Genomic DNA, 15,287 nt, shown 5'->3' with positions numbered 1-15,287 from the left:
CAGTAAATAATATTCAATTTTACGATATGAAAAAATTTTTAACGCTATTATTTGTGATATCAGTAGGAGTCGCAAATGCACAAACCTCAACATTGAAAGAATATTCAGCCCCTAATGGAAAGATTTATAAACCTGGTGACACCATTAAGCTTGGGAGAGGAAGTGATCCACAAGGTAATTTCAGGTATCTGGAAATGGGCGGTTGGGGAGCTGTAATGTCCTATAATTCCAATAAAGATGCTAGCCAATTTAATATAGGTCGAGCGTATAGTGGCACAAATGTAATCGTAAAAAAAATAAAGCAAACTAAAATGAGGGGGTCTGTAAGAACATTCTTTACAGTTGCAGGCGGTAACATTACAAATTACAATTTAATTATTGATGATGCTATTGCTACATGTGAGATCGCAGACTGCAACGAATCTAAAAATGCATCAAATAATACAAATTCTGAGTCTAGCTTAGATAAGCTTAAAAAATTAAAGGATTTGCATGATTCTGGCGCGATATCTAAAGAAGAATACGAGGAAAAGAAAAAGAAGATTTTAGATTCAATCTAAGAATTGTTGATACCACTATCGCCCAAAAGATCTTTCAATTCATCTTGATGTTGCTTCTGATGTTGCATTTCATCAGCCCACGCCGTAAGAAGATTGACAGTATTTTCTAAAGAACCGGCATCGTGATCAATACCATTCATGATGCCGATTTTACCTTGATGCTCAACATTTGTTTGAGTTATAACGATATAGTTATTGGATTTTACCAAAGCCTCCATCGCCGCCTCCATCTTTTCAGATGTTGCAGCAAATGACTTGAAAGACTTTTTATTTTTCGACATTGCTCAAAAATACTAAATTATAAGGGAGTAGTTAAAATATTGCATTTTATTTTTAATGCTGTTTTTGGATTATTATTGATGATTCCAGTCTGACCGCTAGCAATAAACAAACTTTCAGAATATCCATAATCATTGAAAACTGTAAAAGTCAAATTAAAAGGACTTCCATTTGTGATAGTTGCTTTCAAAGTATTGCCATCTGAAAGTGCATTAAAACCGATGTTTTCCTGAACATTTACATCCTGCCTGGTTTTCAAAACAAACTCGCCAGATGTATTATCATCTATTCTGAAAAACAATGGAGTAGTATCTGTTAAGCCAGCTTGATTATAAAGACTTAATACCAAACCAATATAAGCCGTCGATGTGCTGATTGATACACATTTTACAGTATATACCGCATCTTCAGCAATAAGCTGTTTGCTTGCCAATAACTCAACATTTCCATCAGTAAGGAATCCGGAACTATAGATTTCAATTCCGTTTTTCTCTATAATCAATGACGCCCTGCTTTGCGCTGGCCATGGCATTCTATTGATCTCATGCACGATCGCAAAGTTAAGATTGTCGCCAACCATGGCCCCGTTCAGTGACCCAAACGAAGTGCCATAAACATTGCCCAGGTTATTTCCATTTGCAGATGGAACCAATACCATATCTACTGTTGGATTATCTCCCTTTTCGAAAGTGTAATTTATCACCACTGCTTTTGGCGGAATACACGTGCCTTTCTGGTTTGCGTTTGACTGCTTATTATTATCAAGATCCGCCTGAGCTTTAGCATTTGCATCAGCCTGGCTAATTGTTGAGGTATGCTTTCCCGCTGGAATACTATAAGTAACCATTGAGCCAGTACCGGAAGTGCAATTGTTCTTTTGAGCTACAGCCGACATGGCGTCAGATTGATAAACAACATCCATCTTACCATACTTATTAATCTTACTGAAATCAACTTCGTAAAGTTCAATTTCTCCTTTGCTCACGTTTGCACTTTCGCGAACAGTAGGACTATAGATCCCTTTCGCTCGGTAATTTCGGCCGTTAATAATTATCGAATCACAAACTCCCAGTTCGGTCATAGCCTCATGAGCACCATCATCAAAAAAGTAAGTTGAGATCTTGATTTTACGATCGAGTTCAAGCTTTTCATTTCTCAAAGTGCCGGTACTGACTTCACGATATTGCTCAAGATTTCCTTCGGCCGTCCAATCAACAAGCGAAACTGTTAATCGGATCTTATTTCGAAATGTAGGGTTTTCGAAATAACGAAAACGTGATCTAGTACGGCTATTCCGGTATAGTACCGAAACTGTCATCCTTTCGGCTAAAGCTAAGTTCATTACCTGGATAGGATTGCTGATACATTTCACAATAGCACCGACTTTGATAACTAATTGATATTGGCCCGTGGGAATGCCATTCAGTGTTCCATTGCAAAAAATATTATATCCTCCATTGTTGGGGATCACATCTTTTGAAAGTGGTGATACATTGGTGAATGTTCCGGCCGTACCTACAAGATCAAGCTGCAGATTATCTGAATCAGAAAAAGGGATATCAGCATTAACATAAAAGCTGAACGCTTCACCCAAAGCGATTACAGGGCAATAAACTCTTGACTGCCTCGCTGACAATCTTGGAATATTTATGGTTTGATCAGTTGACTGGTTTGTAAACCATCTAATGAAGTTAAATCTGTTAATCTGCATCGTTGTTAGTTTTTTTAAGGCTTGCGGCCTTGTCTTCAAAATATTCCATTCTTATTCTAAAATCATACATGCTCAGTTCTCTGGCATTATGCATTCCGGCTTCGTTTAGCGAGGCACAAATCTTTTCAAACTTCTTTTCATTATCGATGATGATATTGGTCCCGTTTTGGATCCTGAATGCAACCGGCTTCATTTGGTTGATGAAGTAAAGCTCGAGCGCTTTTATCCTTTGATCGTTTGCCTCGCTTGGATCAATGGCATGATCAATTTCTGCAAGCTTAAGGTTTCGGAGGTTCTCATAGTAATTGACATCATCCTGAATAGCATTCGGAAAATAGAACTTCAATTCATCAATAATTTTTTTTTAATTCCTCCAAAAGAAGATCAACCTTTTCAGTGCTGATATTGGTTGCGAGCAACTGTTTGTAAACCTCATCTTGTTTATCTTCCGATATGATATCGACTGGCTCACCGTTAATAGTATGGATCAGGCAGACAAGAGCTTTGCTTTTAATACTAATGTTTTTCAGCATCGTGTTAAAGCATATAGTGAGATTTATACGTTCCTCCAATAACTCATCGTATTGTTTGGCCTTAATGAATAAATCAAATTTACCATGATGTTTTGCCACATCTGCCAGCGTAGATCCAATATATTCCTTTTGTAAAAGAATAGACTGCAGCAATTGCCATTTCCATTCAGGAACTTCACGGATCGAGTTATAAAAAACAATCTCTGTTTGGTTAATGGTTTCCTTTTTCATTAATACTTGGAATAAAGAATATAAGTCAACGATGTTGAGCAAAAAAGCATCACGATTGATTTCCAAAATTTCACTTCTAAAGGGAAAAAGGCGATAGCGGAAAGGATTACACCAATCCAAAATATATGGCAAAAGATGCATGGATCGTTTTTAAACCATATCCGGAACTTTTCAAAGTAATTCCATTTATTAGCCAAAAGCATGATGAACAAAGTCAATAGACTTAGTAAAACTGTGTAGTTTAACATTCTTGTGTGTAGGTTAAAGTTAAATTCATTCTGAACCCAGCATAAGGGTACATTAAATATTGAGTTGTGATTTCAGCGTTAGAAGTATCGCGGCTTTGACTGTTTAAATAGCTTGAGAACTCTTTAAAAACTTCACTGTATTTTTCATCAACATACCCGTTATAGGATTTAAAGCATTTACAGTATTTGATTGCTTTCAAAAGATCCTCTTTAATTTCCTCAAGGAAAATGTAATCCTTTGAATTATCGATCTGGGAAAGATCACCCCAAAAAATAATGGCAATATCTCGCTCAAGATCGTTTTGCCCGAACTGCTGATAATCCTCACACTTTTCAGGACCAGTGGCAACCATGAAGGTTGATGAAACGAAATTGCCATTCGGCATAGGGTTGTAATATTCCTTTTCGCCCTGGTAAACTTTTGGAAGCGTTACAATATCGCCGTTAACTGTTTCCTTGTGAGTTCTGGCACGTCCAAAAGCAGCTGATATGTATGGTAATGTTGCAATGGCTTTCTGAAGCTCGACTATAGCAACATCCAAACCTACAGGATTCGGAATTATTAAATTATTTGGGTTTGAATAGATCATAGCTGCTGTCTTACTTTATCAATAAATGTTGGCTTGATGATTTCGCCAGTATTGTTTTTATTTTCGGTGGTTAGGTCAAGAATCTCTTCGCCCCATCTTTCAATGAGCTTCTCGGTTTTAACATCCCGGCTGTTCATCTCAAATACCTCATCGTAAAGCTCAACGTAAACTTTATCATGAAAACTTCCGGTATCGTATAAGTCAACTGGCTTCAATCTGCCTTTGTAACCAATGTTAGCATATTGCCCGATCTCGCTTCCATCACCTTTAATACCTTTGTTCATCTGCTCAGTGTTCAGGTCCGATATTTCCGGCTCATGTGCTTTAATCGATTCCTTTAAAAGCTGCTCATACGCGATCTCTTTTAACCGATCGGAAAAGATCCGTTTTACATCGCGAGTGATATCAAGATTTTCGGATTTACCGCTGGTTCTGGTGCGAGTGGCGACTCTTGGCATTATGCTACCTTCCTTCCTATGGTTTTGGAGTCGTTACATGGCAGACAAACCCGGTTAAGGTTTGAAAGATCAAAATCTAAAGCAGCTATTGCCTTTTCAGCATCTGCAATTAAGCCTTTATTAAAGTTTTCCTTATTGCCATATAGCGCGTAGTTTAGTTGGCTTTTAAGCTTCATGAGTTGTTGGTTATCAAGGCTTGAAAACTGCATGCTCAAAAGGATATCGGCCGCTGCCTGTTTCGATAACGCTTCAGCAAAAAGCATTTTGTTTGAGATGATGAAATCAGTCAAATCGCAATTGATTGTAAACTGAATGTTCATGCCCCAATTGTTCTTTTCAAGATAAACCTCATAGCTTTCATCCCACAATTCAGTACCATTCAAGTGAGCAGCTTCAACATATAAAGGCTGAAGATCCATGTACTCGGATCTGGTTTTGAAAAGTTTAAAATCAGTGTGATTACACGTTCCGCAAAGTTGAGGACTTACCAGGTTGGTTTCTTTCTTGATGCTTTGTGCACCAGGTGACAGATCTGATTCGAAATAACCTAAAATGTAATCGCCATCCTCGAAAGACTGAAGCGATAAGGTAGTATTAAACCACTTAACTATTCCCGCCTGATTGTAATTAAAAGGAATTACGGCAACTGGTTCAAGCTGCGAAGTATTGAAAAGGTAAAGCTTGAGATCAGGACAAGGCAAATCAAATTGGAAGGCTATTTTTGGAAGATTCACAACAAGATCCTCTCCCTGATGAAGCATGATTTTGAAACCCACAAAACGGCCATTGTTCGCATTCTTATTGGTCACTTCGCCACGGCCATCGTATAATCTGAAATCATCAACGATCGTTTTAACCAACGAATTAAGTTTTTTACGAATGAATACCGATTGAATAGTTTTGTCGATGCTTGAGGCAATGCTATCAAATAGCTGCTCACTCAGAACATTTACGTATTTCCAATTAGCCGTTGAGGTTTCCGGATTGTTCCCTGTATTTGCATCACTTAAGCTTTCGTATGCTTTAGTGCCGCTCAAAACACGTTCTTTTGCTGAATAGGTTTTACCTGGATCGTAAACATTATATCCTAACTTCTTAGCGGTCCTATAGGAATTCACTAAATTTTCCATTTCAATAAGCGGATGAACATCGTGAAGATCAAAAAGGATTCCGTCCGTCAAAGCCGGATCTAGCTTTTCATATTGATCGCCGTAAATCTGTTTTAGTCCTACCATTCCGGCAAGTCCTATTTTTACTAAGGCTGAATTGTACATTTTGAATTGTTAAGTGTATTAAAAAAGGCACCGAGCCTCTCGGTGCGGTGCCTTAAACTTACCGGGCGTTTCCCAACGCTGATAAATCAACCTAAACCATAACTATGAAAAAGAAAACTAAACTGTTACTGGCTTTAAGATCTCTGATTTCACGATCGCTGTATCAGTCGTGCTTGAATAAGCAGTCATGAATGAGAAATCGGCGATGATGTTCCATTTCTTAACGAAGCGGCCATCAACGCAATCATGATCAAAGAAAACACCCCAGGTAAATCCGAATAATGGATCTACATACTGAGTCCAACCTTTACCAGAGTGGATATTCAATCTTTTTTGAGATTCGTAATCGATCCAGTTATAAACTCCGATCGCTCCCTCTGGCATATCGTAATGGGTTTCTACAACATTGGCCCCTGTTAGAACGCGGTTTGAACGATACATATCCATGTTCAATACTTGATACTGCAAGTTTTGACCGTTAGCAGAACCTTGAGCAGCGATATAAGCTGGATCAATGATCGCCTCAGTGTTAGCAATATCAACGATACGGCCGTCGAAGTCATGTCTACGCATAATCGCTGGAAGCTTAGCGTAAAACTCTTTTCTGTCGATGTTCGGGATCTGGTAAGCGCCACTTGCATTTGTGTACAATGGCGAAGGGAAAACACCAGTCTTGTTAGTTTCCAATGTTTGATATCCCATGCTATCCAAAGCAGAATAAACCGCTTTCAACCCCATTTCGAATTGAAAAGCTAGATCATCTTCTTCGCTGATGTAATTGTTAACACTGATAGATGGAGTGATACCAACTGCAAAACCCATAGTTACCCATGCCATCGTTTTAAATGCTGAAGTGACACTATCAGGAGTGATAACGCATGAACGATTATTGATAACCGTTGCAGCATATCTGTTTAACACAGGGATCTTTAACGGGCGAACGGCGGCCGTTCTTAATTTATCGATAGTCGACTCAGGTAACATCAAAGCTGAATTATCTTTGAATGCCTGGATCACACTATATTTTGACAAGCGAGACTCGAACTTGTTATAAGTGAATCTTTTTCCTGCCTCTACAATTGCGTCTTGAAAGACTGTTGCTGCTGTACTCATTTTAATTTATAAAAAGGGGGTTAAACAATTTGTTTGTTCGCAACAGTCCCTTAGTTGCATTGAATTTTAGATTTGAATTAGACGATGTTTAATTTTTTAGACATTTCTTCACGCTCTTTAAGCCATTCAGGACTACCCATTACAAGTCCTTTTTTAGCTAGATAGTCATAAAGGGTTTCTTTATCCTTTACTTGAGCTAAAAGTGCAACATCTGTTTTATCGCCTTTTTTGCCTGATCCAGCGCCTCCACCTTCTTCCTCTGCCTGCTCAAAATCAAATTTGTAGCGTTCAGCGATTAGGTCGGCCTCTGTTTTGGCAGCTGCTTTCGCGGTGTCCATCTGAATGTTACCAGATGCATCTTTGAAAACAATCCCTTTGTCGGTTTCCTCAGGTTTGAAAGTGTTAAGGAAATCGGATTTAATGTAATTGATGCGAGCGTCAACGTAAGCTTTGCGATCTGCTTCCGGCACGTGAGCAGGAACGTAGATCTTTTGACCAGCTAAGAAACGATCAACACCGAAACCAACCTTTAAGCCGAACGTCTCTGTTTTAGATTTTGCTTCTAAATCAGTAAGCGCTTTGTCTTTCTCAGCAAGCGTAGTTTTCAAAGAGGCAAGCTCAGCTTTTGTAAGCTCATCACCTTTTCCCGCCAACGCATCATTGAGTTTTTTCTCAAGGTCAATTTTTTGCCCAAGTAAAGAAGCAGCTACACGCTTCACATACGCATAGGTTTTTTCTTGAGCTTCTCTCTCAATACCAGAAGCCTCTTTAACATCTTTATCGATGTAAGAGTAAATCTCGCTGATACGAGGATTAAGTTTTTCTTTTTCGAAGTTCTCCAAATGAGATTTCTCTTCATCTGCAGTACGAACAATTAGGCCTTTAGATTTAGCGTGAGTGAATAAATCACTTTCTAAAGCTCCGAGCAAACCAGTTTTAAGTTCTGTGTTTGTGGCCAATTCGGCTTGAATTTCTTCTAAGTTCATATAAGTTTCCCGTTCTTATTGATTGGTTTTGATTACTTGGTAGGATCGTGAAGTACGATCGTTTTTTCACCTGACTGAACGAATGCATTTTGTTCGCCAGTTTTTTCGTTCTCGTTGATCAAATCAGCGTAAACCTCCGGGCGATAGATCTGAATTCTTACTGAACCTGGATCTTCCATCGACTGACCAGTCGGCGATTTGAACATTTTCGAATGACGAACAATGAAGTTTTCCTTTTCACTTGCAGGATATTCATATTCCTCATCTTTGTGTTTAAGCTTCAAAGGCTTTTTGGCAGCGGCCGCAGCTTTTGCATCCTGCTCATTTTTTTGTTCCGCTTCTTTTTCCTCTTCAGCTTTCTCAGCTGCATCCTGTTCCGCTTTTAATTTATCAGCAGCTTCTTTATCCTCAAGGGCTTTAAGTTTAGCTTTATACTGATCTCTTTCCGCTTCCAGTTGTTTAACTTTCGCAGCTGCATCCTGTTCCGCTTTAGACGGCTGGGATGATTGGTTGTTGTTTGAATTCTCTGTTGCCATAACTAAATAATTGATTTTTGATTATTTCAATTCTTTCAGACATAGGCAATAAAGCTCCAAAATCAGTGATACTGCCGTTTTCATCTTCGAATTTGCATACAAAGTAATCAAAATTAAACTTAATAAACAAATCCAAATCGTTTAGCGGAAATTTCTCTTTTAAAGTGACTACCTGATCAAAACTTAAATCACAGAAAGGCTCAAGGCGCTTAAGAATTTCAATGCGCTGCAGCTGCTCCGGATTGTTACGGTACTCATTCGAATAAATCTCATTTTTGATCATAGCTATCTCGAACTGAGATGCTCCGTTTGCCTTTGCGTCTGCAAGTTTTTCCGTTAGCTGTTGTGATGTAGCTAGGTAAAATCGAGATCCTTCATCAACAGTACAACCAAGATAAGATTGACCATAGCGAAGCGCTGCGATGGTATCAATTACGAATTTTTTAGCCTTTTCAATGTTGCGCTTTAGCTTCATCAAAATTGACTGCCTTGAATCGTAGGTAGATATGACCTTAATTTCATTTTGGGCTTTGCCTGTTTGGGATTCAGGATCGAACCCAACGCATGAAAATAGAATTCCGGACTTACGGCGATCGACTGCACCATTGATATATTCCAAACTTTCTACATCGGCCGACGTGATCTTTACCTGATCGAGCAAGTCAGCCTGATCTTTGGTACGTGGCGCCTTTGATGTAAGAATGGAACCTGGTCCCATGTAGAAATTATCTTTACAAGATGGGCAATCTACGACATAATCGATGCCGCCCTGATTGATGCCGGTTATTTTACCGCCCTGGCAAGTATTCCCGTGAACATCCTTAAAATTGCAATCCTCATCATAAATCGAATAGATCGGATAAGCTGCATAGTCTTCAAGATTTTCTCCTGAGATGATACGGAACAATAAACGATCAAGTGCCCAAAGCGCCTTAGATATCGGGCTTTGTTTGATCATTTTGCTTTTACCGATGTTGTCAGTCATCAGGAAACGAGCCGGAGCGTAGCCAAGTAAATGTCTGTTTTCAATATGAATTGTGATTGACTTTAGATCTTCACCATCGATATTGTACGTCCGATAATAGTTTTCATCGATAGAAACGATACGGCCCTGATCCTTATAAGCAAGAAACGAGATATTCCCATCGTCATTTATCTCGATCGCAATTACCCTTTCGATGTTCAGATTAAAAACATAAGGCTGAGGCTTTCCATTTCCTTTGATGATTGCCATATCAACAACCTGGATAGTGTTAACCCGGTTACGGATAGCTTCAAAACATTCATTTTCCCAGAATTGGGAAAACTCCATCCATTCAAGATAGTTGGTAAAGTCCTCACGGCTCTCAGGCCTTGAAAATTGATAGCTTAAGTTTTTATTTTGCGCATCAAATACTTTGGAAAGTTCAGAAAATACAACATCAACCAGATCCGTTGTAGGAACTGGAAAGTCGAACACTTCAGTAAATCTTAGATACTTATCTTTCGGAAGTATCTTTTCGATCCTGCTTAAAAAGGTTTTGTAATACGATGAAGTATCAGATGCATCGGTACATAGCTGACTATGAAACCGAATTCGTTCCTCGTGAGCTATTGCCTTTGCGACCAGCTCGTGATTTACTTTGTCCTGAATTAACTTGATCGCTTGTTCTGATGATAACACCATTGTTGTTTAGCTCGAATTTCTGACCTTCTTTTAATTTCCAACCATCTGGCGCATTTCCCTGCACCTTGAGTAATCGATTGGCATGCTCAAGGGAGAATGTCCGGCCTTTCGGTTCGGACGGACATTCTAATACAACTTGCGTTACCATGATTATGGAGTTACAGTAACAGCTGGATAAGTTGCAAGGATGTTGAATGAAGGAGTGTATTTAACAAGATTGTTAGACCATCCAAATTCAAGCATGAACTTACCGATCGATGAATTGGACTTGCCTTTTTCAGCAACTACATCCGTATCACCTAAAAAGAAGTTGTAAATCGGGATTAAAACAGTTGTTTTGTCAACGATCAAATCGCCATCAGAATTGATAATTCCGAAACCCAATTCAGAAACGCCAGGCTGAATGGCGCTGTATGGAGTAAGCTTTTGCATTGCTGCTCTGATAGCTGGCTCAATACCACGAGGGTTGAATGTTGCAGCTGCATTACCGCCATCAACAAGCTCAGGCATACGACGAAGGTTTGTTTCACCGCCCTCTTCAACTGAATCAGTACCGGCAATAACAAGATTGGTGATGTAGTTAGTTACTACGATCTTGGTTTCATCGGTTGCAGAAATTAAAGCATCCCATGCCGTTTTGGTAAGGATAGAAGTTGGAGTAAATGGAGCGGTTGCACCAATACGACCGAAGAAAAGCTTTGCGCCTTGGCCGATTTTAAAATTACAGTTTTGTCTAAGGATCTCAATTAGAGCATCCTCTAATGGACAGTCGCCAAATAAATTCATTTTTAATTTGATTTAAAGTGAATAATTATCCGCAGTCCCGTAGCGAGAATATTTAAAAGAACAGGCCTATGGCCATTTAAGTTCAAATATAGAAAAAATATTTGATTGCAAACTTTTGATTATTTTATAATCTATTTACACTGGTGATTTGTATACCGTCTATTTTATTGACAATTAAGTGAGCTCTTAAATAGCTATCATCAACCAGTTTGGAGAATGTAAAACCGACATCAAATTTACCGTCAGATGTAAGTGACCCACCTCGATAAGCCGCATTATTATCAACTTTCTTGAGAAACTGATGCAGAGAACTCACGATTGTTGTCATGTTATGAATACTGGAATCAGCCGTGCCACTAATATTGAATGATCTATTTTGTTGTACGTTTGGATATGATGGTGGAGATGGCTTTGATTGAAAGGAACTGTTTTTAATATCATTTATTGCATTCATAAATTTGGTTTCCATTTGATTAACCGTATTCATAAGCAAATTTATAGGATCATCCTGTTTAACATTCTTCAAAATCGACTCTTGCTGCAATACATCATAAATAGGATTTTCAGGCAGTTCACCAGTTAGTGCTTCCTCAATCATAGCCCTCAATTGAGGCTTAGCAGCTTCAGATCCTGCTAACGAGTCGATATAGAATATTGTTCTCTGATCAGTAATATCAAATGGCAATCTGGTCCCTTTCTCAGCCATAGTAATAACCGGCAGACGAGCAGCATGCCTAAGTGCTAACTCGTACATAACATTTGGGTTTAAATCTGTCAAATTCGCAATTGCGAGTTTGTCTTCTAAAATCCTTTTGATAATTTGTTTATTGATTGAACCCGATGTATTTATCTCGTTTGCCGGCGTTGCCTTAAAATTGAATTCTTTCAATACGGGGTTAATCACGGAGTTTATCAATCCCATAGCTTTAACAAATGTTTCTGAATTGTATTCTCCGATTGGTGTTATTATGAAACACTCGTTAATTACAGGAATATCATTTAGGGGACCTTGGTTTTCTTCTTTTTGTTTTTCTGATTGCTTAGCCATGAGCCATTAATTTAGGTTGGCTAAAATAGTAATCTTTTTACATTTCATTCAGCAGAAAATTATTATATATTTACGATCTAATACTGCTCTCAAATGCCTTACGATAAAATCTCAAAAAATACACACTGTGATTGCCTAACTGACGCCCACGAAGATTTGACAAATTTTTTTGCTAGAAGTGTTAAAAGGGCTCCGAGCCTCAAGAACTCAGATTTTAAAAATCATATTGAAAGAAACAAGATCCCAAGCGACGAGTCTAAATGCGAGGAAGTCTGTGGTTATAATGGTGTATCAATTGAACTTTGGAATGATTCGAGCTCTTCGTTGCTATTAGAAAAATATAAATATTCAGCAGCAATAAGTCCCCAGTTCAAGAAAAACCTATGTATCATTAAATTTAAGGCAAATAAAGGACTTGTTAAACATACTCCAAATCAGATAGTTTATAACGAATATCACTATGACTTTTACAAGGAAGATTCATTTACAGTAGAAGATGTCGAATTGATTGATATGATTCCTTTAACCATAGTTTAATTATGTTCGATATCAATACAGATAGTTCCATCAATTCTGATTTGCCGATTATAACCGACAACTATCAAATTCTTCATTTCGATGAATATCCAATTTTATTTACAGGGACTAATCGTTATGGCAACAAATTATTGGGCTCTTTCGTAAGTGAAGATGAAGATAATGATATATTTAGATACTTTGTGATTATAGTTGATGACAGACAATTTAGTAGCTACTTCGCTAAAGCCATATCATATAGAGATTTGATAAAAAGCTCAAAGGAAATCTTTGTTATAGATAGGGATATTAATGACAAAGTTTTACATAAATACCTACTCTCCACAGAATATATACCATCAGATTATTTACCATTACCTAACTCCTTTATACCAGATACGTTTCTAGCATTGGATGAACTTAGCTTTTCATTTTCACTGCGAGGTAAATTAGCAGATTTTCATAAGGCGTTGGTAAACGATGTGAATAACATCAACTTGAAAATATATAATTACCTTGAGGAAAGTTTACATGCACTAAGCATGTTCAATATTTTTCCTAGAATATATTCTCAACCCTCTCAAATTGGAAGTTATAGATTGAATTTTGATATCGAATTTGAAGCCAAAGAACAAATAACACTTTTCGCTATTGATAAGAAAAAAGTTGCCGAATTTTTAAATGGATATCTCAATTACGTTGCTTACGATTTCCCAAATGAAGAGGATGGATTTTTAGTAAAACAGCCTGAAAATTCAGCACAATTCAGGACCCTAAAACGTAGTTTCGAAGACATCATAACTAGTGCCCATTTGGCTCCTATCTCAACCGTGTCGGATATTTTGGTTGATAGCATAAATAATTCAGCTGAAAAACTTTCCAACGTTACCGAATTCTTGAAATCCAATAATAGCTTTGACACAATTGAAGTCGGAAAATTGAGTGACGCAGGAAAATTTTCAACGATAGGTTATTTATCGACAAATTATAAGGATGAAATTGAATCAAAGTTGCTTCCTGAAGAGGTGTTTTTAGAAACATCGGTCGTAATCATGGATGAAGCTCCAAAGCCATATCGGATTCTGGTTTTCAGAATTAATAGTGAAACTGGAAGGGGCGGAGCACGACTATATTATAACAATGAAACTGAAGAATATTCAAAAGTTGCTTTAATAATCTATAAAAATGAAGGCGACTATTCAAATTCAACTTTTACAAAAAGTTTAAATGAAAATAAAGTTGTTGATGTAGTTGGAATAGCTACACAGATCAATGGGGTTTATAAAAAATTGGAATGTTATGTCTAACATCTCGAATTATAATTAATTTCTTCTACCAGTTGAGCGTTCGCCGCCTCCGTAAATCTCATGAGTAATTACAGCATAACGAGCTTCATCTTTCAAGTGATTATGTTTGTCGATCGGTTTACCAGTTGGAAGTTTATCAGCACCTAATTGATATTTGTATTCTTGATTCTCAAACCAGAAATCAGTTGAATCTTCAGTAATATACCAGGTCAATCCTTGAAGCTTTTTAATTCCGAAATCAACGGAGTCGGGACCTTTTACAGCACCATAAACATTAAGCCTTTCATCGATCAATTCCTGAATAGATTTACTCTCCGCTGAATCTGCATAAATTGGTGAGTTGGGATGACGGATTACAAGCTTTATCCGTTCGGCCAATTGTTGGTTAGTAAGTTCCTGCTCATAGATAAGCTGCTTACTCCAAAGCGTATTATTATGCCGCTTATGTTCAGCAAAAGCAACAGGATCAGGATAGAAACCAAAATCGAGGCCGTAAAATGGTTCATACGGTAATGCATCATATTCCGCTGCAGTACATGGTTTAACTTTCTTGTAAATCCTACCTTTAGCACCTTCAGAAACAAGTCCCAAAACATCACGATAATAGAAATCCTCGTTATACATTGGCGATTCAGGATCCCCGTACTGATGATATTTAGAGATTGTTTTTGAGTTGAGGTTCTTGAGGTTGTCAAGGAACGTAGTATGAATCGATAGCAGATCCGGATTAGTTTTCGGACTTGCTCTGTACCATCCTTCAATCTCAGTTCCTACGCTGCTCACTGCTGGCATGAGATTATACCAGCGCTTCATTATCCAATGATTCTTACCTGGTGGATTGAAAAGCATTATGATCTCAATGTTTTCGATCTTGTTGGTACGAATACTATCATCCAGTTTATTGAAGTCACTTTCGTCTACCTCTTCGGCCTCTTCAATCAAAACGTGAGTAATACCGGCAATAGATTTCAGTTTCGCTGATGACTTGGATGATGCTGACTTAAAACCTTTAGATATGATTGTGTTGCCAGTCGGCTTATAAAGAATGGTTTTCTTTGACTCGTTTATGGTGAAGTCGTCTTCGTTTAAGTTTCCTGCTTCAACCTGGACATTAAGCCTATCTTTGAAATCCTGAAATAAAGATCCGGCGATATCGCCAAAGATTTCACGGACAAACAGTCCCCTGAAATATTCCTTTTTGGTGATTAGAAAAAGAAAGTAATCAGTCGCAGCATGGGAGCCGCCGCGGGCACGGCCACCCCAAAGATGTTTGTACCTCGTATCAGAACTGAAAAGAGGTTTAAATTTTACATTTACACTGAAACTAGGAGTTGCTAACATTTGAAAACAAAGTTATCAAATATAAGCATTATCGGGAAATCAGCCGATAATTGATTTTATCGGTTTTCATCCGATATTGAAGTTTCTGAAAGATTATGTCGATT

17 protein-coding genes are annotated in these 15,287 nt (G+C 38.0%); 3 read left to right on the top strand and 14 right to left on the bottom strand.

The window, feature by feature from the left end; translation table 11 throughout:
- The first annotated feature begins 26 nt into the window (after positions 1-26).
- The gene (locus ON09_RS05465) at positions 27-560 is read left to right on the top strand and encodes an SHOCT domain-containing protein (protein WP_010600052.1); all 534 of its coding nucleotides are present in this window, start codon (positions 27-29) and stop codon (positions 558-560) included.
- On the opposite strand, the gene ON09_RS05460 is transcribed toward ON09_RS05465, so the two are convergent.
- The 13 genes from ON09_RS05460 to ON09_RS24120 all read right to left on the bottom strand — a co-directional run bounded on the left by ON09_RS05460 (position 557) and on the right by ON09_RS24120 (position 12,019).
- Positions 557-841 carry a hypothetical protein gene (locus ON09_RS05460; protein WP_010600051.1) on the bottom strand — a complete coding sequence of 95 codons (285 nt, stop codon included), beginning with the start codon at positions 839-841 and terminating at the stop codon, positions 557-559. The two genes, ON09_RS05465 and ON09_RS05460, sit on opposite strands and share 4 nt — an antisense overlap.
- Positions 842-858: 17 nt before the next feature.
- Positions 859-2,550: a DUF5977 domain-containing protein gene (locus tag ON09_RS05455; RefSeq protein WP_010600050.1), complete on the bottom strand. Its 1,692-nt coding sequence runs from the start codon at positions 2,548-2,550 to the stop codon at positions 859-861.
- Entirely contained in the window at positions 2,540-2,896 is a 357-nt protein-coding gene (locus ON09_RS05450) for a hypothetical protein (protein WP_010600049.1), read from the bottom strand. The genes ON09_RS05455 and ON09_RS05450 overlap by 11 nt, the downstream gene beginning before the upstream one ends.
- 4 nt (positions 2,897-2,900) lie before the next feature.
- Complete coding sequence (locus ON09_RS05445) at positions 2,901-3,380, bottom strand: hypothetical protein (RefSeq protein WP_157258848.1); 480 nt, start codon at positions 3,378-3,380, stop codon at positions 2,901-2,903.
- Positions 3,381-3,555: 175 nt separating this feature from the next.
- On the bottom strand, positions 3,556-4,152 hold the full coding sequence (locus tag ON09_RS05440) for a hypothetical protein (RefSeq protein WP_010600047.1): 597 nt from the start codon (positions 4,150-4,152) through the stop codon (positions 3,556-3,558).
- Positions 4,149-4,610, bottom strand: coding sequence for a hypothetical protein (locus tag ON09_RS05435; protein WP_010600046.1), 462 nt, complete (start codon positions 4,608-4,610; stop codon positions 4,149-4,151). Before ON09_RS05435 ends, ON09_RS05440 begins: the two co-directional genes overlap by 4 nt.
- A complete protein-coding gene (locus ON09_RS05430) occupies positions 4,610-5,884 on the bottom strand; it encodes a hypothetical protein (protein WP_010600045.1) in 1,275 nt (424 codons plus the stop codon). The genes ON09_RS05435 and ON09_RS05430 overlap by 1 nt, the downstream gene beginning before the upstream one ends.
- Before the next feature lie 117 nt (positions 5,885-6,001).
- Positions 6,002-6,997, bottom strand: a complete 996-nt coding sequence (locus ON09_RS05425; RefSeq protein WP_010600044.1) for a hypothetical protein — start codon at positions 6,995-6,997, stop codon at positions 6,002-6,004.
- Positions 6,998-7,074: 77 nt separating this feature from the next.
- Entirely contained in the window at positions 7,075-7,983 is a 909-nt protein-coding gene (locus ON09_RS05420; protein WP_010600043.1) for a hypothetical protein, read from the bottom strand.
- 32 nt (positions 7,984-8,015) lie between these two features.
- Positions 8,016-8,519, bottom strand: a complete 504-nt coding sequence (locus ON09_RS05415; protein WP_010600042.1) for a hypothetical protein — start codon at positions 8,517-8,519, stop codon at positions 8,016-8,018.
- Positions 8,473-10,185, bottom strand: coding sequence for a hypothetical protein (locus ON09_RS05410; RefSeq protein WP_010600041.1), 1,713 nt, complete (start codon positions 10,183-10,185; stop codon positions 8,473-8,475). Before ON09_RS05410 ends, ON09_RS05415 begins: the two co-directional genes overlap by 47 nt.
- A gap of 150 nt (positions 10,186-10,335) precedes the next feature.
- Entirely contained in the window at positions 10,336-10,971 is a 636-nt protein-coding gene (locus ON09_RS05400) for a hypothetical protein (protein WP_010600040.1), read from the bottom strand.
- 124 nt (positions 10,972-11,095) lie between these two features.
- Entirely contained in the window at positions 11,096-12,019 is a 924-nt protein-coding gene (locus ON09_RS24120) for a hypothetical protein (RefSeq protein ID WP_010600039.1), read from the bottom strand.
- 93 nt (positions 12,020-12,112) lie between these two features.
- On the opposite strand from ON09_RS24120, the gene ON09_RS05390 reads away from it, so the two are divergent.
- Positions 12,113-12,556 carry a hypothetical protein gene (locus ON09_RS05390; protein ID WP_010600038.1) on the top strand — a complete coding sequence of 148 codons (444 nt, stop codon included), beginning with the start codon at positions 12,113-12,115 and terminating at the stop codon, positions 12,554-12,556.
- 2 nt (positions 12,557-12,558) lie between these two features.
- Entirely contained in the window at positions 12,559-13,842 is a 1,284-nt protein-coding gene (locus tag ON09_RS05385) for a hypothetical protein (RefSeq protein WP_010600037.1), read from the top strand.
- A 15-nt stretch (positions 13,843-13,857) separates the two neighbouring features.
- Here the strand turns inward: ON09_RS05385 and ON09_RS24115 are convergent, their stop codons facing one another.
- The gene (locus ON09_RS24115) at positions 13,858-15,183 is read right to left on the bottom strand and encodes a PBSX family phage terminase large subunit (RefSeq protein WP_010600036.1); all 1,326 of its coding nucleotides are present in this window, start codon (positions 15,181-15,183) and stop codon (positions 13,858-13,860) included.
- Positions 15,184-15,287: the final 104 nt, after the last annotated feature.

It is taken from the genome of Pedobacter agri PB92, from assembly GCF_000258495.1.
GTDB lineage: Bacteria > Bacteroidota > Bacteroidia > Sphingobacteriales > Sphingobacteriaceae > Pedobacter > Pedobacter agri.
This window is presented reverse-complemented; position numbering and strand designations above follow the sequence as displayed.